Here is a 25,958-nt window from a genome sequence, read left to right on the forward strand (position 1 = left end):
GCGTCAGGACAGCAGCTCCACCTCAGCCAGCGATGCCCCGCCGCCGCTCACCAGCCGGTAGCGCTTGTACGTACCCGGGTCGTCCACCGTGAACGCACGGGTCTGCCGGTCCCAGGCGAAGGACTCGCCCGAGCGCTTGTCGACGTCGGTCCACTTCTCGCCGTCGTCGGAGCCCTGGAGCACCCAGCCCGTGGGGGCCTTCGTGCGGTCCGACGAGGTGAGGGTGTACTGGACGGCTCGCGCCGGTGACTTCAGGGGCAGTTCGACGGACTCGAACTGCCCCTGCGTGGCGGACGAATTGTCGAAGAGCGCCCCTGATCCGCTGATCACGTCGGACGGCGGCGTCGGCACCTTGTCGTCCTGGGTGATCGAGACGGGCGCGGCCTTCTTGCCCGTACCCCAGGCGGACGGCTTCGCGCCCATGTCGAACTCCAGCGTGCCGCCGCGCGCGAGCAGGTCGTGCGGGAGGGCGGTGGACTTCCAGGACTTGCCGTTGACCTTCAGGCCCTGGACGTAGACGTTCTTCGCGCTGTTCCTGGGGGCCTTGACCACCAGGTCCCGGCCGTTCTCCAGGTGCACGGTCGCCTTCGTGAAGAGCGGCGATCCGACGGCGTACTCGCCACTGCCCATGACCAGCGGGTAGAAGCCGAGCGCCGAGAAGAGGTACCAGGCGGACTGCTCGCCGTTGTCCTCGTCACCGTGGTAGCCCTGGCCGATCTCGCTGCCGGTGTAGAGGCGGGAGAGGACCTCGCGGACCTTCTCCTGCGTCTTCCAGGGCTGGGATGCGGCGTTGTACATGTACGTCGCGTGGTGGGCGACCTGGTTGCTGTGGCCGTACATGCCCATCCGTACGTCACGCGCCTCCGTCATCTCGTGGATGACGCTGCCGTACGAGCCGGTGAACTCGGGGCTTGCCGTCTCGGGGGTCGAGAAGTAGCGGTCGAGCTTGTCGCCGAGGCCGGAGCGGCCGCCGTAGAGGTTGGCGAGGCCGCGGGAGTCCTGGGGGGCGGTGAAGGCGTAGCCCCAGCCGTTGGTCTCGGTGTAGTCGTAACCCCAGATGCGCGGGTCGAACTTCTCGCTCGGCACCCGCCAGTCGCCCTTGAGGTCACGGCCCTGGAAGAAGCCCGCCTTGTCGTCGAAGAGCTTGACGTAGTTACGGGCGCGGCCCAGGAAGTACGCCGACTCCTCCTTGTAGCGGGCCTTCTTCGTCTGCGCGTAGAGCACCTGGCCCATCTTCGCGAGGCCGTAGTCGTTGAGGTAGCCCTCCAGGGACCAGGAGAGGCCCTCGTGCGTCTCGGTGGACGCGTACCCGAGGAAGGGGGAGGTGTCCATGCCCTTGCGGCCGACGCCCGAAGAGGGCGGTACGACGGTGGCGTTCTTCAGCGCCGCTTCGTACGCCGTCGTGGCGTCGAAGTCGACGCCCTTGACGTACGCGTCGGCGAAGGCCACGTCGGACGAGGTGCCGGTCATCAGGTCGGCGTAACCGGGGGAGGACCAGCGGGAGATCCAGCCGCCGTCCTTGTACTGCTGGACGAAGCCGTCGACGAGCTTGCCGGCCTTTTTGGGGGTGAGGAAGGAGTAGGCGGGCCACGTCGTCCGGTAGGTGTCCCAGAAGCCGTTGTTGACGTACACCTCGCCGTCGACGATCTTCGCGCCGGTGTGGGTGGGGGTGTCGGGGCCGGTCTGCGGGGAGAAGGGGCTGGCGTACTGGTTCTTGGAACCGACCTTCTCGAAGCCGGAGTTGGGGTAGAGGTACAGCCGGTAGAGGCTGGAGTAGAGGGTCGTCAGCTGGTCGCGCGTCGCGCCTTCGACCTCGACGCGGCCGAGGATGTCGTCCCAGGCGTCCTGCGCGCGGGCCTTGATCCGGCCGAAGCCGGCGGAGCCGGGGATCTCGTCGGCGAGATTCCGCTTCGCCTGGTCGACGCTGAGGAGCGAGGTGGCCAGGCGCAGGGTGACGGTGCGGTCCGCGCCGGCGTCGAAGCGCAGATGGCCGGTGACGCCTTCGGAGGACGACGAGGTGACGGGGGCATCGAAGACTCCGTACACGAAGAGCCGCGTCGCACCCGTGGAGAGTCCGCTCTTGACGTCCGAGAAGCCGGTGAAGGAGCGGGTGGCGGGGTTGAGGGTCAGTCCGCCCTCCTTGGTGACGTTGTCGAAGATGACGCTCGCGTCGTCGCCCGGATAGGTGAACCGCATCATCGCCGCGTGGTCGGTCGGGGTCATCTCGGCCTTGAGGCCGTTCTCGAAAGTGACGCCGTAGTAGTGCGGCTTCGCCGTTTCGTTGCTGTGCTTGAAGGGCAGGGCGCGGGCGGTCCTGGAGGTGTCCGGGGTGCCGGCCGCCGCCGACGGCATCAGCTGGAAGGTCTGCCGGTCGCCCATCCAGGGGCTCGGCTCGTGGCTGGCGCTGAACGACTGGAGGGCCGGCAGGTTGTCGGCGTTGTTGGCGCGCGCGTAGTCGTACAGCCAGCTCTTCGACGCGGCGTTGGTCACCGGCGTCCAGAAGTTGAAGCCGTGCGGGACGGCGGTGGCCGGGAAGGTGTTGCCGCGCGAGAACGATCCGCTGGAGTTGGTGCCGCGGACCGTCGACGCGTAGTCCGAAAGGCGGTCGAAGCGCTTCTCGGGGGCCTTGGGGGCGATCGTCACATCGTCGATCCAGCCCTGGAACTTCGCCGGGCCCTTGGCGGAGTCGTACGCCACCAGGATCCGGTCGACGGTCCTGCCCGCCGCCACCGCGCCGATCCGGGACGCGACCTGGTTCCACTGATTGACGTAGAGCCGCTTGGCGGCGCCCTGGCCCTGCGGGCTGAGGACCCCGCCGTGCGCGTCGACGGCCTTGAGGTCACTCAGATAGGTGCCGTCGGTGAAGGCGAGGTCCACCGACACGTTCGTGGCCGGGTAGTTCAGGTCGGTCTCCGGCAGCGAAGGGAACACCCGGTAGGAGAGCTCGGTGTCGCGAGTGATCGCCGTATCGACGTCGAAGACCTTGTTGTACGAGTACGCCCGGCCGTCCGGCTTGTGCGTACCGGCGTAACGCAGTGCCTTCTTTCCGGTGAATCCCGCGTTCGCCTTCGCGGTCGGCGAGCCGCCGGGACCGCGGTCCACGTGGCTGCGCATGTCCTCGGGGACGGGCACGCTGGTGTCACCGTTCGAGAACTGAACGTCGGCCAGCTGGGTGATGTTTGCCGCGCCGTTGTTCTTGGTGATCTCCAGGCGGTAGTGCGCGTACGCGGTGTCGCTCTGGAAGTCGTACGTCTTCGTCTCGAAGCGCTTCTGGAAGCTCTGGCCCTCGCGGGAGTCCAGGGTCTTCCACTCCTTGCCGTCGGCGGAGGCCTTGAGCGTCCAGTCCTTCGGGTCACGCTCCGGGGCGTCATTTGCCGAAGTCAGGGCGTATGTCACGACCTTGACCGGTTCGTCCGTGTCGAACTCGACCCAGGCCGTGGGCTCGAAGGCCAGCCACTTGGTGCCCGGCTGGGTGTCGACGAGATTCTCCTTGATCTCGCCGCCCGGGACATTCTCCGCACTCGCGCGCACGTCCGTGACGTGGTCGGTGACATTGCCCGGTATCCCGGAAGTGAAGCCACCGTCGACGCCGGATGTCCGCTTGGAGCCGTCCGGTCCGGTTTCCACAGTATTACGCCATTCCGGCTGAGGTTCGTCCGCCTCGAAGGAGGAGCTGAACGCGCGCTCGGGCGGTGCGGGTTCGGCGGGCTGGGCGACGGCCGCGGAAGGGGCCGTGACGACGAGCAGAAGGGCGGCCGCCGCGATGGCGGCCGCTGTGCGGCCTTGTCCGTGCCGAGGTCTGTGCTGCATCCCGGACATGTGACTCCCCTTGGACAACGTTGTCATGAGCGGTTCACGGGGTCCAGTAGGGAGTCAAGTCACCGATGGTGTCAAGGGTGTTGTACGCGGCAGGGGAGACGAAGGGGGCGCGCCGGTTTTGCGCAGCCGCACAGGCGACTACGTGCGCCTTCCAGATATCCGCGAGGTCTCAACTCGGGAAAGACTGCCGCCCAAACCTGCTTTCGATCTTGCTCAGCTGGCGGGAAGTGGACTATACCTGTCGGCGTCTGCAACGCCGCTTTCTGGCAGCGGGCCAGGGGGACGGGGACAGCGTGGGAAGTCGCCTCGGGCGGCTGCCTGACGCTATGTTCCGTATCTTCTGCAACTCTGCACGACCCAGCGTCATTTGACCGCGGTGGCGGGGCCCTTCGCCTAGGCGAATATCGACGGGTGACCGGTACACCGCCTGAGTCCTGGAGAAGGCGAGGACTTGAGCATGGGATCCACCTCCGCCCACAACAATGAGGGCCTTGGCCGTCGCAATCTGATCAAGCGGTCTGCCGCACTCGGCCTGATCGCTGTTCCGACGATGAGCTTCCTGTCCGCTTGTGCGAGCAGTGACAGCGGCGGCGACGAAAAGGTCGACAAGGGCAAGAAGACGGACAAGAACCCGTTGGGCGTCAATGACAGCGCCCCGCTCGAAATTGTCATTTTCGACGGCGGGTTCGGCACGAAGTATGCCCAGGACGCCAAGGCCGTCTACGAGAAGACGTACCCCAAGGCACAGATCAAGTTCTCCTCCACGCAGAAGATCCGCTCGCAGCTCCAGCCGAGGTTCAACGGCGGCACGCCCCCGGACCTGATCGACAACTCGGGCGCCGAGCAGATGGACATGGGCGTCCTGGTCGGCAAGAAGCAGCTCACCGACCTCACACCGCTGCTGGACGCCGCCTCCATCGACGACCCGAGCAAGAAGGTCCGCGACACGCTGCGGCCCGGCATCGTCGAGATGGGCCAGTTCGACGGCGACCCGGTCTGGATCATGTACTACGCGTACACCGTCTACGGGGTCTGGTACTCGCAGACCGCGCTGGAGAAGCTCGACGCGACGTACCCGGAGAACTGGGACGACATGCTCGCGCTGTGCGCCAAGGCGAAGAAGAAGGGCATCGCGGGCTGGACGTACGCGGGCAAGCACCCGTACTACATCCCCTTCTCGCTCTACCCGTTCATCGCCAAGATCGGTGGCCGCGAAGTCCTCGACGCCATCGACAATCTGGAGCCCAACGCCTGGAAGCACCCGGCCGTCAAGGCCGCCTTCGAGGCGTACTACGAGCTCTTCAAGAAGGGCTACATCCTCAAGGGCACGCCGAGCATCGACCACATCCAGTCGCAGACCGCCTGGACCAAGGGCAAGGCGCTCTTCATCCCGAACGGTTCATGGGTGGAGAACGAGGCGTCCAAGACCATGCCGGCCGACTTCAAGCTGTCCGTCGGCGCACCGTCCGGCCTCGACGGCTCCGACAAGCTGCCCTTCGGCACCATCTGGGCGTCCGGCGGCGAGCCGTTCATCGTCCCGAAGTCGGCGAAGAATCCCGACGGCGGCATGGAGCAGCTGCGCATCATGCTCAGCGAGGCGTCGTCGAAGAACTTCACCCAGAGCGTGAAGTCCCTGACCGCCCTCAACGGCGGCACCGACGGCATCGAGCTGACCCCGGGCCTCACCTCGGCCAGCGCCGCCCTCGAAAAGGCCGGCGCGAATGTTGTGAACCCGCGCCTGCAGGACTGGTATGTGAAGCTCCAGAAGGAGCAGATCGGTGTCGCCGGTCTCGGCGAGATGATGGCCGGCCGCGCGACTCCGGCGGAGACCATCAAGAAGATCCAGGGCTTTGCCGACGCGGCGGCCAAGGATCAGTCGATCAAGCACTACAAGCACCAGTGAGTACCCCGGGGGTCCGGGGGCGGGCCCCCGGGAGATCGCAGAATCAGCGGCGGCACACGCCCGAAGAGCGGGGTCGGTAACCATGCAACACGGCAAGTACCGGTTCATTGCGGGGTTCTTGGGAGCCCCATTGGCGTTGTATGTAATCTTCGTCATCTGGCCGTTCATCCAGTCCATTTACTACTCGTTCACGGACTGGACCGGCCTGAGCCCGGACTTCGAAATGGTCGGCTTCGACAACTACAGCAGAATGTTGGAAGACCAGATCTTCTGGGATTCTCTGGGGCACAGCCTGCTCTTCGCGCTACTGCTGCCGCTGGTGACGCTCGGCCTCGCGCTTTTCTTCGCCTTCATGATCAATGTGGGCGGGCGGCGCCGGAAGGGCGCCGCCATCGCGGGAGTCCGGGGCTCGTCCTTCTACAAGGTCGCCTACTTCTTCCCGCAGGTGCTCTCGATCGCCATCGTCGCCGTGCTGTTCGCTTTCGCGTACAACCCGAACGAAGGCGCCATCAACGGACTGCTGAGAGCGATCGGTCTCGACAGCATTCAGCCGCAGTGGCTGGGTGACCCGGACATCGCCATCTGGGCAGTCATGGCAGTGATGGTCTGGGCCACCGTGGGCTTCTTCGTGGTGCTCTTCTCCGCGGGCATGGCGTCCATTCCCAGGGACTTCTACGAGGCGGCCCTGCTCGACGGCGCCAGCCGGGTCACCACATTCTTCAGGATCACCATCCCGCTGCTCTGGGACACCGTGCAGTCGGGCTGGGTCTACCTGGGAATCCTCGCCCTCGGCGCGGAATCCTTCGCGGTCGTCCAGATCATGACCGTGGGGCCCGGCGGTCCCGACTACTCGACGACCGTCCTGGTGCTGTACGTCTACCAGACGGCGTTCCGGGACGGCCAGGCAGGCTATGCGACAACGATCGGAGTGGCCCTCCTTGTCATCACCCTGGCCTTCGCGGCCCTGGTGATGCGACTGGGCCGGCGTGAGCGGCTGGAGTTCTGATGAAGATCACTGACACCCCTCCCGCCGACGTCGGCGCCGCGGACCGCCCGCCGGTGCAGAAGGCGACCGTCACGGACCCCGCCAGGAAGCGGCGCGACGTGAGCGGCAGCACGCTCAACGTCTTCTCGCACGGCGTCCTGATCCTGTGGGCCTTCATGGTCGTCATGCCGCTGCTCTGGGCAGTGATGACGTCCTTCAAGGACGACGCGTCGATCTTCGAGTCGCCGTTCTCGCTGCCGGACAAGCTGCACTTCGAGAACTGGTCGCGCGCCTGGTCCGAAGCGCACATGAGCGACTACTTCTTCAACACCGTCATCGTGGTCGGCGGCTCGCTCGTCGGCACGCTGCTGCTGGGCTCCATGGCGGCGTACGTCCTCGCCCGCTTCGACTTCCCCGGGAACCGCTTCATCTACTTCCTCTTCGTCGGAGGAATGAGCTTCCCGATCATGCTCGCCCTGGTGCCGCTCTTCTACGTACTGAAGAACATGGGGATGCTGGAGACCATCCCCGGCCTGATCCTCGTCTACATCGCGTACTCGCTGCCCTTCACCGTCTTCTTCCTCACGTCGTTCTTCCGTACGCTGCCCAGCTCAGTGGCGGAAGCGGCGATGATCGACGGCGCCTCGCACACCCGGACCTTCTTCCAGGTGATGCTGCCGATGGCCAAGCCCGGCCTGATCAGCGTCGGCATCTTCAATTTCCTGGGGCAGTGGAACCAGTACATGCTGCCGACGGTGCTCAACAACAACCCGGAGAACCGGGTGCTCTCCCAGGGCCTGGTCGAGCTCGCGACCAGTCAGGGATACAAGGGCGACTGGTCGGGGCTCTTCGCCGGTCTGGTGATGGCGATGCTGCCCGTCCTCGCGGCGTACATCATCTTCCAGCGCCAGGTCGTCGCCGGCCTGACCGCGGGCGCCGTGAAGTAGCGCCACCGGGGTTTCCTGCCTCAGTACGAACCGCCCGCCGGCATGACGCCGACGGGCGGTTCTGCGTTCAGCGGGCTGTGTCACAACGCTCAAGGTCTTGACGCGAAGCAACCCCAAAGGCTCATCTTAGGGTTCACATGTTGGAGGAAGGGAAGTCAATGGAGACTCCGGGGTCGCAGACGTCACTGCACCGGGCCAACCTTGAGCGGGTCGTTCGTGCGGTACGCATGGCGGGCTCGCTCACCCAGGCAGAGATCGCCAGGACCACAGGGCTCTCCGCAGCCACGGTCTCCAATATCGTTCGCGAACTGAAGGACGGCGGGACCGTCGAGGTCACGCCGACCTCCGCGGGCGGCCGCCGGGCCCGCAGCGTCGCGCTCAGCAGCGACGCCGGCATCGTCATCGGCGTCGACTTCGGTCATACGCACCTGCGCGTCGCCGTCGGCAATCTCGCGCACCAGGTGCTCGCCGAGGAAGCCGAGCCGCTGGACGTGGACGCCTCGTCCGCCGAAGGCTTCGACCGGGCAGAAGGCCTGGTCAAGCGGCTGATCGCGGCGACCGGCATCAGCCAGGACAAGGTGATCGGCGTCGGTCTCGGCGTACCGGGACCCATCGACGTCGAGTCCGGCACGCTCGGCTCGACCTCGATCCTGCCGGGCTGGAAGGGCATCAACCCGAGCGAGGAGCTGTCCGGCCGCCTCGGTGTGCCCGTGTACGTCGACAACGACGCCAACCTGGGCGCCCTCGGCGAGCTGGTCTGGGGCAGCGGGCGCGGGGTCAAGGACCTGGCATACATCAAGGTCGCGAGCGGTGTCGGCGCCGGCCTTGTGATCAGCGGACAGATCTACCGGGGACCCGGCGGCACGGCCGGCGAGATCGGGCACATCACGCTCGACGAGTCGGGCCCGGTCTGCCGCTGCGGCAACCGGGGCTGCCTGGAGACCTTCACGGCCGCCAGATACGTCCTGCCGCTGCTCCAGTCCAGCCACGGCGCCGATCTGACCATGGAGCGCGTGGTGCAGCTGGCCCGCGAGGGCGATCCCGGCTGCCGCCGGGTGATCGCGGACGTCGGCCGCCACATCGGCAGCGGTGTCGCCAACCTCTGCAACCTCCTCAACCCCAGCCGTGTGGTGCTGGGCGGAGACCTTGCGGAGGCGGGCGAGCTGGTGCTCGGGCCGATCCGCGACTCGGTGTCCAGGTATGCCATCCCCAGCGCGGCCAGGCAGCTTTCGGTGCTGCCGGGAGCGCTCGGCGGGCGATCCGAAGTGCTGGGCGCGCTGGCGCTCGTACTCAATGAAATGGGCGATTCGACCCTTCTGGAAAGTGCCCTGCCCGCTGGCGCCCCTGCCTTCACCTAGATAACGAATGGCACCGTTGTCATCTCGTTAAGGGTTTACTCCTTGACGCTGCCAGCAGGGCGGAGTTGACTTCCAGCCACCTCGGCCGCAACGACGCGGCCTCGTCAGGGAGGTTTCTGAAGTGAACACGCAGATGCGTCGTGCCGCCATGGCCGTGGCCGCCACCGCAATGGCCGTTTCCCTCGCCGCCTGTGGCAGCGCCAAGGAGTCCGGAGACAAGGCCGACGAGACAGCCGGGAACAAGGGCGATGCCCTCAAGATCGGCCTGCTCCTGCCCGAGAACCAGACGGCGCGTTACGAGAAGTTCGACAAGCCGCTGATCGAGGAGAAGATCAGCGAGCTGACCGATGGCAAGGCCGAGGTTGTTTACGCCAACGCCAAGCAGGACGCCACCGTCCAGACGCAGCAGATCGACACGATGATCACCAACAAGGTCGACGCGCTGATCGTGGACGCGGTGGACTCCAAGGCGATCGCCAACGGTGTGAAGAAGGCCAAGGACGCGGGCATCCCGGTCGTCGCCTTCGACCGCCTCGCCGAGGGCCCGATCGACGCCTACACGTCCTTCGACAACGAAGAGGTCGGCCACGTCCAGGGCGAGGCCCTGCTCGAGGCGCTGGGCGACAAGGCCAAGGACGCCCAGATCGTCATGATGAACGGCGCCATCACCGACCCGAACGCCGCCCTCTTCAAGAAGGGCGCGCTGGCCGAGCTCAAGGGCAAGGTCAAGATCGGCAAGTCGTACGACACCAAGGAGTGGAAGCCGGAGAACGCCAACGCCAACATGGAAGGCGCGATCTCGGCCCTCGGCAAGGACAAGATCGACGGCGTCTACTCCGCCAACGACGGCATGGCGGGCGGCATCATCACCGCCCTCAAGGCCGCCGGCTTCTCCAAGCTCCCGCCGGTCACCGGCCAGGACGCCGAACTCGCCGGTGTGCAGCGCATCGTCGCCGGTGAGCAGTTCATGAGCGTCTACAAGCCGTACGCCCCTGAGGCGTCCGCCGCCGCCGAGATGGCCGTCGCGCTTGCCAAGGGCGAGAAGCTCAACAACATCGCCAGGGACACCGTGGACAGCCCCACCACCAAGGGCATCCCGACCCTGCTGGTGCCCGTCATCTCGCTGACCCAGGACAACATCAAGGACACTGTCGTCAAGGACGGCGTCTACACGGTCGAAGAGATCTGCACCCCGAAGTACAAGGCCGCCTGCGACAAGCTCGGTCTCAAGTAAGTCCCTTGTCCCGCATGGGACTCGGCGACTTACGCGCGGTTGAAGCCTGTCCGGCGCCCCGCCCTCCACAGCCCCGCAGCTCGGGCGGGGCGCCGGTCAGAACACCCCGCCACCCGCACATCTGCCACCCGCACATTTCTGCTCAACCTCCGCGCCGCTTCCCCCGGCGCGGCATCCCCGCCGGTCAGGCGGCGAAGGAGATGGTTCACGTGTCCGCTACGCCCGTGCTGGCGTTGCGAGGGGTCTCCAAGCGGTTCGGTGCCGTCCAGGCGCTCACCGACGTAGAGCTTGAGGTCCACGCCGGTGAAGTGGTCGCCCTGGTGGGCGACAACGGAGCCGGCAAGTCCACGCTGGTCAAGACCATTGCTGGCGTCCACCCCATCGATGACGGTGTCATCGAGTGGGAAGGCGGCTCCGTACAGATCAACAAGCCCCACGACGCCCAGAACCTCGGCATCGCGACCGTCTACCAGGACCTCGCGCTCTGCGACAACATCGACGTCGTCGGCAACCTCTACCTCGGCCGGGAGATCCGCAAGCGCGGCATCCTCAACGAGGTCGAGATGGAGCGCCGCGCCCGCGAGCTCCTCACCACGCTGTCCATCCGGATCCCGAGCGTGCGCATCCCGATCGCCTCGCTCTCCGGCGGTCAGCGCCAGACCGTGGCCATCGCCCGCTCGATGCTCGGTGAGCCCAAGCTCGTCATCCTCGACGAGCCCACCGCGGCCCTCGGCGTCGAGCAGACCGCCCAGGTCCTCGACCTCGTCGAGCGGCTGCGCGAGCGCGGCCACGCGGTCATCCTCATCAGCCACAACATGGCGGACGTCAAGGCCGTCGCGGACAAGGTGGCGGTCCTCAGGCTGGGCCGTAACAACGGCGTCTTCGACGTCAAGACCACCTCGCAGGAAGAGATCATTTCCGCCATCACCGGTGCCACGGACAACGCCGTGACCCGCCGTGCGGCGCGCAATGGGGAGGCCCAGAAGTGAGCACCGACAAGATCCCCGCGCCGGCCGGCGGCCACGTCGTCGAGAACCCCGAGGCCGCCCACGACGCGCTCACCGCCGTCGACCCCCGGCTGCTCGTCCGCGAGCGCGGTTTCGCGGGCTACATCTCCGAGTTCAAGCGCAAGCTGCACGCCGGCGACCTGGGCTCGATCCCGGTGGTCATCGGTCTGATCCTCATCTGCGTGATCTTCCAGGGTCTGAACTCGAACTTCCTGTCCGCGCAGAACCTCAGCAACATCGCCGTCACGATGGTCGCCACCGGCATGATGGCCGTCGGCATCATCTTCGTGCTGCTGCTCGGCGAGATCGACCTGTCGGTCGGTTCCGTCAGTGGTGTGTCCGGCGCCATCGTGGCCGTGCTGAGCGTCACGCACGGCATGAACGAGTGGCTCGCGGTGATCGTCGCGATCGCCGGCGGCGCGGCCATCGGCGCGGTCCACGGCTTCTTCTTCGCCCGGATCGGCGCTCCCGCCTTCGCCGTCACACTGGCCGGCCTGCTCTTCTGGCTCGGCTTCATGCTCCAGCTCCTCGGCGACCAGGGCACCATCAACCTGGACAGCGACGGCGTCGTCGGCAAGCTGACCACGTACTACTTCACGGACGTGGCGGCCGCCTACGGCCTCGCCGCTCTCGCGGTGGCCGGCTTCTTCCTCTCGTCCTTCTTCGACAACCGCCGCCGCGAGGCAGCGGGCGTCCCGTCCCGCCCGCTCATGGACATCGTGATGCGTACGGCGGTGCTCGCGGTGGTCGCATTCGCCGCCGCGATCATGTTCAACCAGTACAAGGGCCTGCCCCTGGCGCTGCTGCTCTTCCTCGTGGTGCTGGTGGTGACGGACTTCGTGCTCCGCCGCACCGCCTACGGGCGCAAGATCTTCGCGCTCGGCGGCAGCGTCGAGGCCTCGCGGCGTGCGGGTATCAACGTCACGGCGGTCCGGATCTCGGTCTTCGCGATCGCCGGTACGTTCGCTGCCGTCGGCGGCCTGTTCTGGGCCTCCAAGATCGCCGCCGCCAACCAGAGCGCCGGCGCCGGTGACCTGCTCATGAACGTCATCGCGGCGGCCGTCATCGGCGGCACCAGCCTCTTCGGCGGACGCGGCCGGACCTGGAACGCGCTGCTGGGCGTCATGGTGATCGTCTCGATCCAGTACGGGCTGGCGCTGGAAGGCATCGCCACGCCGATCCAGTACATGATCACCGGTGGTGTTCTGCTGGCGACCGTGGTGATCGACTCCGTCACCCGGAAGACCCAGAAGACCGCGGGCCGCGCCTGACCGCGGCACACCGGACGTGCCCGGCACCGATTTCGGTGCCGGGCACGTTTGTGCGTACGGCCGTCCGCTCACCCGGGTGACGCAGAACGCACCGCCCGATGACCACAGTCGTGAGCGGAACATTAGACTCGGCAGACCGGCAAGCCAGACAGTTCAACTGCAAGGAGGCACGGGTGGCGCTGCTGACCCGCATTACGGGACCGCGCGATCTGGACCGGCTCAGCCCGGAGCAGCTGGACCAGCTGGCCGCTGAGATCCGGACATTTCTCGTCGACGAGGTCTCCAAGACCGGCGGACACCTGGGCCCCAACCTCGGTGTGGTCGAGCTGACCATCGCACTGCACCGCGTATTCGACTCGCCGAAGGACAAGGTTCTCTTCGACACGGGGCACCAGTCGTACGTACACAAGCTGCTCACCGGCCGCCAGGACTTCTCGAAGCTCAAGATGAAGGGCGGCCTGTCCGGCTACCCGTCGCGCGAGGAGTCCGAGCACGACGTCATCGAGAACTCGCACGCCTCGACCGTCCTCGGCTGGGCCGACGGCCTCGCCAAGGCCAACGAGGTCCTCAAGAAGGAGGACCACCACGTCGTCGCCGTCATCGGTGACGGCGCGCTCACCGGCGGCATGGCCTGGGAGGCGCTGAACAACATCGCCGTCGCCAAGGACCGCCCGCTGGTCATCGTCGTCAACGACAACGAGCGTTCGTACGCCCCGACCATCGGCGGCCTCGCGAACCACCTCGCCACGCTCCGTACGACCGACGGATACGAGCGCTTCCTCGCCCGCGGCAAGGACATCCTGGAGCGCACGCCCGTCGTCGGGAAGCCGCTCTACGAGACCCTGCACGGCGCGAAGAAGGGCCTCAAGGACTTCATCGCCCCGCAGGGCATGTTCGAAGACCTCGGCCTCAAGTACGTCGGCCCGATCGACGGCCACGACATCGAGGCCCTGGAGTCCGCGCTCACCCGCGCCAAGCGCTTCGGCGGCCCCGTCATCGTGCACTGCCTCACCGAGAAGGGCCGCGGCTACCAGCCCGCCCTCGCCGACGAGGCGGACCGCTTCCACGCCGTCGGCAAGATCCACCCCGACACCGGCCTGCCGATCGCCTCGTCCGGCGTCGACTGGACCTCGGTGTTCGGCGAGGAGATGGTCAAGCTCGGCAAGGAGCGCGAGGACATCGTCGCGATCACGGCGGCCATGCTGCAGCCGGTCGGCCTCGACAAATTCGCGAAGGCCTTCCCCGACCGGGTGTACGACGTGGGGATCGCCGAGCAGCACGGCGCGGTCTCCGCGGCCGGTCTGGCCACCGGCGGCCTGCACCCCGTCTTCGCGGTGTACGCGACCTTCCTCAACCGGGCCTTCGACCAGGTCCTGATGGACGTCGCCCTGCACAAGTGCGGCGTCACCTTCGTACTCGACCGCGCGGGCATCACCGGCACCGACGGCGCCTCGCACAACGGCATGTGGGACATGTCGATCCTGCAGTGCGTCCCCACGCTGCGCATCGCCGCGCCGCGCGACGCCGACCAGGTCCGCGCCCAGCTGCGCGAGGCCGTCGTGGTCGACGACGCGCCGACCGTCGTCCGCTTCTCCAAGGGCGCCGTCGGCCCCGCGGTGAAGGCCGTGGGCAAGGTCGGCGGCATGGACGTCCTGCGCAACGCCGACGCGGACACCGAGCGGCCGGACGTCCTGCTCGTCTCCGTCGGGGCGCTTGCGCCGATGTGCCTGGAGATCGCCGACCTGCTCGACAAGCAGGGCATCTCGACGACCGTCGTCGACCCGCGCTGGGTCAAGCCGGTCGACGAGGCGCTCGCGCCGCTCGCCGAGCAGCACCGCGTCGTCGTCACCGTCGAGGACAACAGCCGTGCGGGCGGCGTCGGTTCCGCCATCGCCCAGGCGCTGCGCGACGCGGGCGTCGACGTACCGCTGCGCGACTTCGGCATCCCGCCGCGCTTCCTCGACCACGCGTCCCGCAAGGAGGTCATGGCCGAGATCGGTCTGACCGCCCCGGACATCGCCCGCCAGGTGACGGGTCTCGTCTCCAGGCTGGACGGCCGTCTGGAGGACACGCCGGAGGCCGAGGTGGCGCGCGACTGACGCGGCGTCAGCACCTCGTTACGCCGTCGTATGTCGTCGTACGTCGTCGTACGACTCAAGGCCCGGCCGGAGCGGCTCGCTCCGGCCGGGCCTTTCCGTCACCCGAAAGACTCAACTTTCAGGCCGGTTCGGCATACTCCCCGGTGCCTCTCATCGGGTGAAACCCGGCGGCGGTACTCGTCGGTGCTGCCCGGTTCGCTCACGATCATGACTGAAACTCGCTCACTTCAAGGTTGGGCGACAGCCAACAGGCGGAGGTACGCCGGTGAGTACGCAGCAGGACCCCGGACCGGGAAGCGGCGGGATGTTCCGGACCAAGACGATCGAACAGTCGATCCGCGACACGGAGGAGCCGGAGCACGCGCTCAAGAAATCCCTCTCCGCGCTCGACCTGACGGTCTTCGGAGTCGGGGTCATCATCGGCACCGGCATCTTCGTCCTCACGGGCAAGGTGGCCAAGGAGACGGCCGGTCCCGCCACGGCGCTCGCCTTCGTCGCCGCCGGCGTCGCGTGCGGCCTGGCCGCCATCTGCTACGCCGAGTTCGCCTCGACCGTGCCGGTCGCCGGGTCCGCGTACACCTTCTCGTACGCCTCGCTCGGCGAGCTGGTCGCCTGGACCATCGGCTGGGACCTGGTCCTCGAATTCGCGCTGGGCACGGCGGTGGTGGCGGTCGGCTGGTCGGGCTACGTCCGGTCACTGATGGACAACGCCGGCTGGGCTCTGCCCGACGGGCTCTCAGGTCCCGACGTGGCGGAAGGATTCGGCTTCGACCTCCTGGCCTTCCTGCTGGTGCTGCTGCTCACCGTGATCCTGGTGCTCGGCATGAAGCTGTCCGCACGGGTCACCGCTGTCGTGGTCGCCGTCAAGGTGACCGTGGTCCTCATCGTCATCATCGCGGGCTCGTTCTTCATCGACTCGGACAACTACTCGCCCTTCGTCCCTGACGCCGTGTCACAGGAAGCCGGGTCGGGCTGGGACGCCCCCATGGTCCAGTTGCTGTTCGGCTACGAACCCACCAACTTCGGCGTCATGGGCATCTTCACCGCCGCCTCCGTCGTCTTCTTCGCCTTCATCGGCTTCGACGTCGTGGCCACCGCCGCCGAGGAGACCAAGGTCCCGCAGAGGGACATGCCGCGCGGCATCCTCGGCTCGCTCCTCATCTGCACCGTGCTCTACGTCGCCGTGTCCGTGGTGGTCACCGGCATGCAGCACTACAGCGAACTGTCGGTGAGCGCCCCGCTCGCCGACGCCTTCAAGGCCACCGGGCACCCCTTCTACGCCGGCACCATCAGCTTCGGCGCCGCCGTCGGTCTCACCACGGTGTGCATGATCCTTCTGCTCGGCCAGACCCGGGTGTTCTTCGCGATGAGCCGCGACGGACTGCTCCCGCGGTTCTTCTCCGTCACGCACCCGCGATTCGGCACGCCCTACCGCCCGACCATCCTCCTCGGCGTACTCATCGCGATCATCGCGGGCTTCACCAGCATCGAAGAGCTCGCGACGCTGGTGAACATCGGCACGCTCTTCGCGTTCGTCGTCGTCGCCCTCGGCGTGATCGTCCTGCGCCGCACCCGGCCCGACCTGCACAGGGCCTTCCGTACCCCGCTGGTGCCGCTCGTCCCGATCCTCTCGGTGGGCGCCTCGCTCTGGCTGATGCTCAATCTGCCGGCCGAGACGTGGCTGCGCTTCGGCATCTGGATGGCGCTGGGCTTCGTGGTGTACTTCGTGTACGGGCGCCGGCACAGCCGCCTCGGCCGCGCCGGCGGCGCCGCCAAGTACTAGAGACTGGGCCTGACTTCTCTTCTCCGCACCGTTTCCCGGCTCCGTACGTCCCCCTTCGGCGGGGACTGCGGGGCCGGACTACTGAGCCCGTACGGTCCGCGGCCCGACGCATTGCGCGCCGTACGCCTCCACGCGCCGCCTCAGCTCCCGGTCGGCGGTGACGACGACCACGGCGGCCTCACCCACCTCTTCCGCGACCACCTCGACGATCCGGTCGTCGCCGCTGCCCGCCGCCGCCTCGACCCGTACGCCGGGCACCGACGTGACACCCCGCGCGGCCCCCTCGACGACGAGCACGACTCCGAGGGGACCGGGGTGACCCGGGATGCCGTCTTCGGCGTACTTCGGGAGGCGGTCCCTGAGGCGTTCGGCGGCTCCGTGGCGGTCGCGCCACCAGCCGTCGGGGACGGATCCGACGACGTTGGCGGCGTCCACGACGAGCAGAGTTCTCATAGCATCCTCATAGCATGCGCGTGGCCCTCGGGGCGGTCGCCACCAGGCAAAACGCTATGCTTGTTCGAATCACGGGGGAGTCAAAAGTCGATGTACAGAAGGTTGGCGTGACGCCATGAGGCCGCGGACCGCGCGTAAGTCCGAGCGTAATCTTCCCTCTCCCTCCTGCCGCCCCCCGGCGGCGGCCACCGGGCCCGGGACCAGCCGGTGGCTGCTGCGCGGCAAGGACGACAGACTCTCCGCCTACGCGCCCACGGACGGCGGCCTGCTGCGCTGGACGGAGATCCGCCCCGGCGGCCCGGAGTGGTCGGGACCCGACTTCTTCCCGGCCCCCGGCATTGAGCACCTGACCCTCGCCCAGGGCCCGGACGGTTACGTGCACTTCATAGGCCGGCGCCGGAAGGGGAAGGCCGTCGACATCGTGCACGCGATCCAGTACCAGACCGGCCGCCCCCTGACCGTCTGGCACACCCTCGGCAACCCCTACAAGGAAGCCGACAGGGGCCTCAAGATCGGCATCCCGGCCGCCACTGTCAACACGGCGGGCTCGGTCCATGTCTTCGTACGCAACGCGGGCCTCGGCGTCCAGATGCGACGCCAGGCCGCCAACGGCAAGTGGGAAGGCTGGAAGGACCTGCGCGGCAGCAAGGTCCAGGACGGCCCGGCAGCGGTGGCCACGGCCACCGGCAAGGTCGAGGTGCTGGCCCCGGCGGCAGGCCGGACGCTGCGCTGGACGCAGGAGAAGCCCGGCGGCGAGCTGACGTTGGCCGAGGACATCCCGCTCACCCCGGCGGTCCGTACGGTCGTCGGCCTGGAGACCGCCGAGGACCGCATCACGTATTACTGGAACGAAGCCGGGGCCGACGCGGGCATCACCGCCCACCGCCCCGGCCAGGCCACCGTCGCCCTCTCCGGCACCCCCGCGGACAGCCCCGCAGCGGCCCTGCGCACCGAAATCGGCGGCCACGACTGCACGGTGCTGGCCCACCGCGGCGCCGACGGACGCCCCGTCCTCGCGGCCTGTGTGACAGAGGCCGAGGGCGACGGCGTGTGGTGGACGGCCACCGGCGACGAGTGCCTGGGCGCACCGGCGCTGGCGGTCGACGCGACGGGCCGCGTGGTCCTCGCGGTGATCGGCACGGACGGCGGGCTCCATGTGGCCCGCCAGAAGCCTGAGGACGGCCTGGCGCTGGGGGCCTGGACCCGCGTCTGACCTCGCAGAACAAACGGACGGGCCGTACGGGAGCATCTCCCGTACGGCCCGTCTCGCATTGCGCGCCCGTTGTTACGCCGGGACGCTCGCCGCTACGCCGGGACGCTCGCCACGCCCGGCTCCAGGAACTTCTTTCCGTTCACACGCTCCGAGTAGCCCTCGCGGTCCAGGTACGGCGTAATGCCGCCCAGGTGGAAGGGCCAGCCCGCGCCCGTGATCAGGCAGAGGTCGATGTCCTGCGCCTCGGCGACGACACCCTCCTCCAGCATCAGGCCGATCTCCTGCGCCACGGCCTCCATGACGCGGGTACGGACCTGCTCCTCCGTCAGGACGGTGTCGCCCTGCTTGAGGAGAGCCGCGACCTCGGGGTCCAGCTCCGGCTTTCCCGAGTCGTAGACGTAGAAGCCGCGCTTGCCGGCCTTGACCACGGCGGCCAGGTTCGGCGACACCTTGAAGCGCTCCGGGAAGGCGCGGTTCAGGGTCTCCGAGACATGCAGACCAATGGCCGGGCCGACCAGCTCAAGGAGCACCAGCGGGGACATCGGCAGGCCGAGCGGCTCGACGGCCTTCTCGGCGACCTCGACCGAGGTGCCCTCGTCGATGGTGTTCTGGATCTCGCCCATGAAGCGGGTGAGGATGCGGTTCACCACGAACGCCGGGGCGTCCTTGCAGAGGACAGCGGTCTTTTTGAGCTTGCGCGCGACACCGAAGGCCGTGGCCAGCGAGGCGTCGTCGGTCTGCTCGCCGCGGACGATCTCCAGGAGCGGCAGGATCGCGACCGGGTTGAAGAAGTGGAAGCCGACGACCCGCTCGGGGTGCTTCAGCTTCGACGCCATCTCGGTGACCGACAGCGAGGAGGTGTTGGTGGCGAGGATCGCGTGCGCCGGGGCGACCGCCTCGACCTCCGCGAACACCTGCTGCTTGACGCCGATCTCCTCGAAGACCGCCTCGATGATGAAGTCGGCGTCGGAGAAGCCCTCGGCCTTGTCCAGAACACCGGAGACCAGGCCCTTCAGCCGGTTCGCCTTGTCCTGGTTGATACGGCGCTTGCCGAGCAGCTTGTCGATCTCGGCGTGGACGTAGCCCACACCCTTGTCGACGCGCTCCTGGTCGATGTCCGTCAGGACGACCGGCACCTCCAGGCGGCGCAGGAAGAGCAGCGCCAGCTGGGAGGCCATCAGGCCGGCGCCGACGACGCCCACCTTGGTGACCGGACGGGCGAGCGACTTGTCCGGCGCACCGGCCGGGCGCTTCGCGCGCTTCTGGACCAGGTTGAAGGCGTAGATGCCGCTGCGCAGCTCGCCGCCCATGATCAGGTCGGCCAGCGCGGTGTCCTCGGCGTCGAAGCCGGCGCTCAGGTCGCCGTCCTTCGCCGCCGCGATGATCTCCAGCGCGCGGTACGCCGCCGGGGCAGCGCCATGCACCTTGGAGTCAGCGATGGCCTTGCCGCGCGCCACGGCCTGGTCCCAGGCGTCGCCGCGGTCGATCTCGGCACGCTCGACCGTGACCGAGCCGTTCAGGACGGACGCGGTCCAGTTCAGCGACTGCTCCAGGAAGTCCGCGCCCTCGAAGATCGCGTCGGCGATCCCGAGCTCGAAGACCTGCTTGCCCTTGAGCTGCTTGTTCTGATTGAGGGAGTTTTCAATAATGACCGAAACCGCGCGGTCCGCACCGATCAGATTCGGCAGCAGCGCGCAGCCGCCCCAGCCCGGGACCAGGCCGAGGAAGACCTCGGGCAGGGAGAAGGCGGGCAGAGCGGACGAGACCGTACGGTACGAGCAGTGCAGGCCGACCTCGACGCCGCCGCCCATCGCCGCACCGTTGTAGTACGCGAAAGTCGGGACAGCGAGCCCGGACAGACGGCGGAAGACGTCGTGCCCGCCCTTGCCAATGGCCAGCGCTTCCTCGTGCCGCTTCAGCAGCTCGACGCCCTTGAGGTCGGCGCCGACCGCGAAGATGAACGGCTTGCCGGTGAGGCCGACACCGATGATCTTGCCCTCGGCGGCCTCCTTCTCGACCTGGTCGATGGCGGCGTTGAGGTTCGCCAGCGACTGCGGTCCGAAGGTGGTCGGCTTGGTGTGGTCGAGGCCGTTGTCCAGCGTGATGAGCGCGAAGCGCCCGGCGCCGTACGGCAGGTCGAGGTGGCGTACGTGCGCCTGCGTGACGACCTCGTCCGGGAACAGCTCGGCCGCGCCCTTCAGAAGCTCAGCGGTGGTGGTGCTGCTCACTTGTTGCCTCCGTCGAAGTGCGGGTTCTCCCAGATGACCGTTCCGCCCATGCCGAAGCCGACACACATCGACGTCAGGCCGTAGCGGACGTGCGGCTGCTCCTCGAACTGCCGCGCCAGCTGGGTCATCAGGCGTACGCCCGAGGAGGCCAGCGGGTGGCCGAACGCGATCGCGCCGCCGTACTGGTTGACACGCGGGTCGTCGTCCGCGATGCCGTAGTGGTCCAGGAGCGAGAGCACCTGCACCGCAAAGGCCTCGTTGATCTCGAACAGGCCGATGTCGTCGATCGTCAGGCCCGCCTTGGCGAGGGCCTTCTCGGTCGCCGGGACCGGGCCGATGCCCATGACCTCCGGCTCGACACCCACGAAGGCGTACGAGACGAGACGCATCTTGACCGGCAGGCCCAGCTCGCGCGCGACGTCCTCGGCGGCGATCAGGGAGGCGGTGGCGCCGTCGTTGAGACCGGCGGCGTTACCGGCGGTGACCCGCCCGTGCGCACGGAACGGCGTCTTCAGACCGGCCAGGCTCTCCAGGGTGGTCCCCGGGCGCATCGGCTCGTCGGCGGTCACGAGGCCCCAGCCGGTCTCACCGGCCTCGGGGTTGGTGCGGCGTACCGAGATCGGCACCAGGTCCTGCTGGATCTTGCCGTCGGCGTACGCCTTGGCGGCCTTCTCCTGCGAACGCACCGCGTACTCGTCGGCGCGCTGCTTGGTGATGTGCGGGAAGCGGTCGTGCAGGTTCTCCGCGGTCATGCCCATGAACAGGGCGGACTCGTCGACCAGCTTCTCGCTGACGAAGCGCGGGTTGGGGTCCACGCCCTCGCCCATGGGGTGGCGGCCCATGTGCTCGACGCCGCCGGCGAGGGCGATGTCGTACGCACCGAAGGCAACGCCGCCCGCCATGGACGTCACCGCGGTCATCGCGCCCGCACACATGCGGTCGATCGAGAAACCGGGGACGGACTGCGGCAGCCCGGCGAGGATGCCGGCGGTGCGGCCGAGGGTCAGGCCCTGGTCGCCGATCTGGGTGGTCGCGGCGATGGCGACCTCGTCGATCTTGGCCGGGTCGAGGTCCGGGTTGCGGCGCAGCAGCTCCCGGATCGCCTTCACGACAAGATCGTCGGCCCGGGTCTCGTGGTAGATGCCCTTCGGGCCCGCCTTGCCGAACGGGGTGCGGACGCCGTCGACGAAGACGACGTCCCTGACGGTACGAGGCACGATGGCTCTCCTCCAGGGTGCGGGGTGGCACTGCTGCGGGCGCGCGGCTAAGCGCGCGCTTCCTTTCCTCATGCTACTTGTGGGTAACCATGCTGCCCACCCCCCACGGCGGGAGCGGTGAACGTCACACCTGAAACGACCGCACGAACCACCGCATGGACCGCCGCATGAACCACCGCACGGACCTCGGCACGACAAAGCCCCCGGCCGCGGAGGGTCGGGGGCTCGCATCAGGTGCAATCGGCCGGATGCGGTCAGTCGGACGAGGCGATCAGGGCCTTGGCCAGCAGCGGAGCCACCAGCCCGATCTGCCACTGCCGCGCGCCGTACGTCGCCAGGGACACGGACACCGCTTCCGGTGTGGCGTCGCCCGGCGGCTCCCAGCAGACCCGGCGCACCGTGTCCGGGGTGATCAGGTTCTCCTGCGGCATGTTCAGCTCCTCGGCGAGCGCCGAGACGCCCGCCCTGGCCGCCGAGAGGCGTGCCGCGGCGGCCGGGTCCTTGTCCGCCCAGGAACGGGGCGGAGGCGGGCCCGTCACGGCCGCTCCGGGCTGCGGAAGCTCCGTGTCCGGCAGCGCCTTGGCGCGGTCGACCGTTGCCTGCCACTGCTCCAGCTGACGGCGCCCCATGCGGTGGCCGAAGCCCGGCAGCAGGGACAGCGCCTGCGCGTTCGCCGGTACGGCGAGGGCCGCCTCGACGATCGCGGTGTCGCTCAGGACCTTGCCGGGCGACACGTCACGCCGCTGAGCGATCCGGTCCCTGGCGTTCCACAGCTCCCGCACGATCGCCATCTGCCGGCGACGGCGCACCTTGTGCATCCCCGACGTACGGCGCCACGGGTCCTTGCGGGGCTGCGCGGGCGGTGCCGACGCGATGGCGTCGAACTCCTCACGGGCCCACTCCAGCTTCCCCTGCCGGTCGAGCTCCTTCTCCAGTGCGTCGCGCAGGTCGACGAGGAGCTCCACGTCGAGCGCCGCATAGCGCAGCCAGGGCTCGGGGAGCGGACGGGTGGACCAGTCGACCGCGGAGTGCCCCTTCTCCAGGGCGTATCCGAGGACGGACTCGACCATCGCGCCCAGGCCGACGCGCGGGAACCCCGCGAGCCGTCCGGCGAGCTCGGTGTCGAACAGCGTGGAAGGGGCCATGCCTATTTCGCGCAGGCACGGCAGATCCTGTGTTGCCGCGTGGAGGATCCACTCGGCTCCGGTGAGGGCTTCGCCCAGGCCGGAGAGGTCGGGACAGCCGACCGGATCGATGAGCGCGCTGCCCGCACCTTCGCGGCGCAGCTGTACGAGATAGGCCCGCTGTCCGTAGCGATATCCGGACGCGCGCTCGGCGTCCACGGCCACGGGGCCGGTGCCCGCGGCGAATGCCGCGAGCACTTCGGCCAGTGCTTCCTCGGTGGCAACCACCGGGGGAATGCCTTCGCGAGGCTCCAACAAGGGAATCGGCGCCGTCTCGACGTCGACCGGGGGAGCGCCCCCGGGGGTTCGCAGGTCTGGTTCTGCTGCGGTCTCTTGGGCGTCGGTCACGTGTAAAGGGTATCTGTGTATGGACAGCGCCCGCCGACGGAACGTTCCGTCGGCGGGCGCGTGGGGTTGTAATCGGTCAGTGGATGATTCCGGTACGGAGCGCCACCGCTACCATCCCGGCCCGGTCCCCCGTGCCGAGCTTGCGGGCAATGCGGGCGAGGTGGCTCTTTACGGTCAAGGCGGACAGTCCCATCGAGACGCCGATGGCCTTGTTCGACTGGCCCTCGGCGACGAGCCGGAGGACCTCGACCTCGCGGCCGGAGAGCTCGCGGTAGCCGCCCGGGTGGCTCGGGGTACCCGGGGGGCGTCGGTGCATGCGGGCTGCCGCGGCGCCGATGGGGGCGGCGCCGGGGCGGGTGGGGTGCCCGATGTTGGTGCGCGTACCGGTGACGACGTAGCCCTTGACGCCGCCCGCGAGTGCATTGCGTACGGCGCCGATGTCGTCGGCGGCGGAGAGGGCGAGGCCGTTCGGCCAGCCCGCGGCGCGGGTCTCGGACAGCAGGGTCAGCCCGGAACCGTCGGGCAGGTGGACGTCGGCAACGCAGATGTCGCGCGGATTGCCGACGCGGGGACGTGCCTCCGCGATGGACGACGCCTCGATGACGTCACGTACTCCAAGGGCCCACAGGTGGCGGGTGACGGTGGAGCGGACGCGTGGGTCGGCCACGACGACCATGGCCGTCGGCTTGTTAGGGCGGTAGGCGACCAGGCTTGCGGGCTGCTCGAGGAGAACGGACACCAGGCCTCCTGGGGGAGTGGCGGGAAGCGCCGGCTCGGGGGGTGTTGCCGGGGCGAACCGTGCTGGAAGGGTCATTGACTCCTTCGGCAGCACTACCGCTCACCTTTAGGGAAAGATCACGATTTGGTGAGTAACAATTCAGGCAATTCGGACACGCGATCGATCATGTGAAGAAATGTCGCCTCGCGACCGCATGGCCGTGCAGGCCGGCACATGACCGTGCACAGCGTGCATGCGGAGTCGTCCATGCCCGTGCACGCGAGCCGTCCATGGCCGTGCATGTGAAAGGGCACGCTCTCTTCGGCGTGCTCCGTCCCGTGCGTTACGGCCGCTGCGGACCGCGCCGCTGCGGCAGCGACACCACACCCGCGTCCGCCGGGGCGGAGGAGTCCGGCCCGACGGCCTGTACCGGGGGCAGTCCCGCGATCTGAGCCAGCAGATCGCACCAGGCCGCCAGATGAGCCGCCGTGTCCGGCACCCCGCCCCGGCCCTCGTGCGGCGTCCAGGACGCCCGGATCTCGATCTGCGTCGCGGGCCGCCGGTCGGCCAGGCCGCCGAAGTAGTGCGAGCCGGCCTGGGTGACGGTGCCGCTCGCCTCCCCGTACGACAGACCGCGCGCCTCCAGGGCGCCCGTCAGCCAGGACCAGCTCACCTCGGGCAGCAGCGGGTCGGCCGCCATCTCCGGCTCCAGTTCCGCCCGTACGAGCGTCACGAGCCGGAACGTCCCGTGCCACGCCTCGTGGCCCGCCGGGTCGTGAAGGAGTACGAGCCGGCCGTCCGCGAGATCGTCCTCACCCTCGACGACCGCGGCCTCCAGCGCGTACGCGTACGGCGCCAGGCGCTGCGGCGGGCGCGTCGGGTCGATCTCCACATCGGGGCGCAGACGCGCCGAGCGCAGGGCCTCGACCGCCTGACGGAACGCGGGCGGGGCGGAGCTGCCCGCCGCGCCGCCCATGTCGTCAGCATCATCCGAAAGTCGTCCCTGCGCCGGAGCCATGCGGGGAAGAGTAGGCGGAACGCGGGCCTCGCGCAGCGAAGGACACCCGGCCCGCGACAACGGCTTGGGCACGCATGCGAAGATTCTGGGCGTGAGTGCCAACCACCGCCCCACCGGGGCCCCGCAGACCCAGACACACGCCACTGACGAATCAGCCTTCCTCAAGGCGTGCAGGCGCGAGCCGGTGCCGCACACGCCGGTCTGGTTCATGCGGCAGGCCGGGCGCTCGCTGCCCGAGTACCTGAAGGTTCGCGAAGGCACCGCGATGCTTGAGTCCTGCATGCGGCCCGACCTGGTCACCGAGATCACGCTCCAGCCGGTGCGCCGCCACAAGGTGGACGCGGCGATCTACTTCAGCGACATCGTGGTCCCGCTCAAGGCCATCGGCATCGACCTGGACATCAAGCCCGGCGTCGGCCCGGTCGTCGCCCAGCCGATCCGCTCGCGCGCCGACCTGGCGCAGCTGCGCGATCTTGAGCCGGCGGACGTCTCGTACGTCACCGAGGCCATCGGCATGCTCACCGGCGAGCTCGGGTCCACGCCGCTCATCGGATTTGCGGGCGCGCCTTTCACTCTCGCGAGTTACCTCGTCGAGGGCGGGCCCTCGCGCAACCACGAGAACACCAAGGCCCTGATGTACGGCGACCCGCAGCTGTGGGCCGACCTGCTCGACCGGCTCGCGGAGATCACCGCGGCGTTCCTGAAGGTGCAGATCGAGGCGGGCGCGTCCGCCGTGCAGCTCTTCGACTCGTGGGTCGGCGCGCTCGCGCCCGCCGATTACCGCCGTTCGGTGATGCCCGCCTCCGCGAAGGTCTTCGACGCGGTGGCGTCGTACGGCGTACCGCGCATCCACTTCGGTGTCGGCACCGGCGAACTGCTCGGGCTGATGGGCGAGGCCGGCGCGGACGTCGTGGGCGTCGACTGGCGCGTCCCGATGGACGAGGCGGCGCGGCGGGTCGGCCCCGGCAAGGCGCTCCAGGGGAACCTGGACCCGGCGGTGCTCTTCTCGACGCCGGATGCGGTCATGGCGAAGACGGATGAGGTGCTGGCGGCGGCCGCCGGTCTTGAGGGGCACATCTTCAACCTCGGGCACGGAGTGCTGCCGACGACGGACCCGGACGCGCTGACCCGTCTCACGGAGTACGTCCACACGCGGACGCAGCGGTAGGGGGT

The 25,958-nt window shown here is 68.5% G+C and carries 18 protein-coding genes; 11 read left to right on the forward strand and 7 right to left on the reverse strand.

What is annotated here, in order from left to right; translation table 11 throughout:
* Window positions 1-3: 3 nt before the first annotated feature.
* On the reverse strand, window positions 4-3,810 hold the full coding sequence (locus PXH83_RS25075; RefSeq protein WP_274565159.1) for a GH92 family glycosyl hydrolase: 3,807 nt from the start codon (window positions 3,808-3,810) through the stop codon (window positions 4-6).
* Between the two features lie 466 nt (window positions 3,811-4,276).
* Between PXH83_RS25075 and ngcE the strand changes: the two genes are divergently transcribed.
* The 9 genes from ngcE (at window position 4,277) to PXH83_RS25120 (ending at window position 16,406) form a co-directional block, all read left to right on the forward strand.
* Window positions 4,277-5,722 carry an N-acetylglucosamine/diacetylchitobiose ABC transporter substrate-binding protein gene (ngcE, locus tag PXH83_RS25080; RefSeq protein WP_274563353.1) on the forward strand — a complete coding sequence of 482 codons (1,446 nt, stop codon included), beginning with the start codon at window positions 4,277-4,279 and terminating at the stop codon, window positions 5,720-5,722.
* Between the two features lie 82 nt (window positions 5,723-5,804).
* Window positions 5,805-6,728, forward strand: coding sequence for a carbohydrate ABC transporter permease (locus PXH83_RS25085; RefSeq protein WP_214924115.1), 924 nt, complete (start codon window positions 5,805-5,807; stop codon window positions 6,726-6,728).
* Window positions 6,728-7,654 carry a carbohydrate ABC transporter permease gene (locus PXH83_RS25090; protein WP_274563354.1) on the forward strand — a complete coding sequence of 309 codons (927 nt, stop codon included), beginning with the start codon at window positions 6,728-6,730 and terminating at the stop codon, window positions 7,652-7,654. The genes PXH83_RS25085 and PXH83_RS25090 overlap by 1 nt, the downstream gene beginning before the upstream one ends.
* A gap of 158 nt (window positions 7,655-7,812) precedes the next feature.
* The gene (locus PXH83_RS25095; RefSeq protein ID WP_274563355.1) at window positions 7,813-9,012 is read left to right on the forward strand and encodes an ROK family transcriptional regulator; all 1,200 of its coding nucleotides are present in this window, start codon (window positions 7,813-7,815) and stop codon (window positions 9,010-9,012) included.
* 133 nt (window positions 9,013-9,145) lie between these two features.
* A complete protein-coding gene (locus tag PXH83_RS25100; RefSeq protein WP_274565160.1) occupies window positions 9,146-10,246 on the forward strand; it encodes a sugar ABC transporter substrate-binding protein in 1,101 nt (366 codons plus the stop codon).
* Window positions 10,247-10,446: 200 nt separating this feature from the next.
* Window positions 10,447-11,235, forward strand: a complete 789-nt coding sequence (locus PXH83_RS25105; RefSeq protein ID WP_274563356.1) for an ATP-binding cassette domain-containing protein — start codon at window positions 10,447-10,449, stop codon at window positions 11,233-11,235.
* Complete coding sequence (locus PXH83_RS25110; protein ID WP_274563357.1) at window positions 11,232-12,524, forward strand: sugar ABC transporter permease; 1,293 nt, start codon at window positions 11,232-11,234, stop codon at window positions 12,522-12,524. Before PXH83_RS25105 ends, PXH83_RS25110 begins: the two co-directional genes overlap by 4 nt.
* Before the next feature lie 173 nt (window positions 12,525-12,697).
* Window positions 12,698-14,623, forward strand: a complete 1,926-nt coding sequence (gene dxs, locus PXH83_RS25115) for a 1-deoxy-D-xylulose-5-phosphate synthase (protein ID WP_274563358.1) — start codon at window positions 12,698-12,700, stop codon at window positions 14,621-14,623.
* Window positions 14,624-14,927: 304 nt separating this feature from the next.
* On the forward strand, window positions 14,928-16,406 hold the full coding sequence (locus PXH83_RS25120) for an amino acid permease (protein ID WP_274565161.1): 1,479 nt from the start codon (window positions 14,928-14,930) through the stop codon (window positions 16,404-16,406).
* Window positions 16,407-16,484: 78 nt separating this feature from the next.
* On the opposite strand, the gene PXH83_RS25125 is transcribed toward PXH83_RS25120, so the two are convergent.
* On the reverse strand, window positions 16,485-16,859 hold the full coding sequence (locus tag PXH83_RS25125; protein WP_274563359.1) for an NTP pyrophosphohydrolase: 375 nt from the start codon (window positions 16,857-16,859) through the stop codon (window positions 16,485-16,487).
* 115 nt (window positions 16,860-16,974) lie between these two features.
* Between PXH83_RS25125 and PXH83_RS25130 the strand changes: the two genes are divergently transcribed.
* The gene (locus tag PXH83_RS25130; RefSeq protein ID WP_274563360.1) at window positions 16,975-18,072 is read left to right on the forward strand and encodes a PLL family lectin; all 1,098 of its coding nucleotides are present in this window, start codon (window positions 16,975-16,977) and stop codon (window positions 18,070-18,072) included.
* A 92-nt stretch (window positions 18,073-18,164) separates the two neighbouring features.
* Here the strand turns inward: PXH83_RS25130 and PXH83_RS25135 are convergent, their stop codons facing one another.
* The 5 genes from PXH83_RS25135 to PXH83_RS25155 form a co-directional block, all read right to left on the reverse strand.
* A complete protein-coding gene (locus tag PXH83_RS25135; protein WP_274563361.1) occupies window positions 18,165-20,300 on the reverse strand; it encodes a 3-hydroxyacyl-CoA dehydrogenase NAD-binding domain-containing protein in 2,136 nt (711 codons plus the stop codon).
* Window positions 20,297-21,517 (reverse strand): thiolase family protein, encoded by a 1,221-nt coding sequence (locus PXH83_RS25140; RefSeq protein WP_214924181.1) that lies wholly within the window; start codon window positions 21,515-21,517, stop codon window positions 20,297-20,299. Before PXH83_RS25140 ends, PXH83_RS25135 begins: the two co-directional genes overlap by 4 nt.
* 254 nt (window positions 21,518-21,771) lie before the next feature.
* A complete protein-coding gene (locus PXH83_RS25145) occupies window positions 21,772-23,049 on the reverse strand; it encodes a ribonuclease D (RefSeq protein WP_274563362.1) in 1,278 nt (425 codons plus the stop codon).
* Between the two features lie 76 nt (window positions 23,050-23,125).
* Window positions 23,126-23,788: a helix-turn-helix transcriptional regulator gene (locus PXH83_RS25150; protein ID WP_274563363.1), complete on the reverse strand. Its 663-nt coding sequence runs from the start codon at window positions 23,786-23,788 to the stop codon at window positions 23,126-23,128.
* Between the two features lie 322 nt (window positions 23,789-24,110).
* Window positions 24,111-24,785, reverse strand: a complete 675-nt coding sequence (locus PXH83_RS25155; RefSeq protein ID WP_274563364.1) for a DUF3000 domain-containing protein — start codon at window positions 24,783-24,785, stop codon at window positions 24,111-24,113.
* Window positions 24,786-24,876: 91 nt separating this feature from the next.
* Here PXH83_RS25155 and hemE point away from each other — a divergent pair, with 91 nt between their 5' ends.
* Window positions 24,877-25,953: a uroporphyrinogen decarboxylase gene (gene hemE / locus PXH83_RS25160; protein ID WP_274563366.1), complete on the forward strand. Its 1,077-nt coding sequence runs from the start codon at window positions 24,877-24,879 to the stop codon at window positions 25,951-25,953.
* Window positions 25,954-25,958: the final 5 nt, after the last annotated feature.

It is taken from the genome of Streptomyces spiramyceticus, assembly GCF_028807635.1.
Classification (GTDB): Bacteria; Actinomycetota; Actinomycetes; order Streptomycetales; family Streptomycetaceae; genus Streptomyces; species Streptomyces spiramyceticus.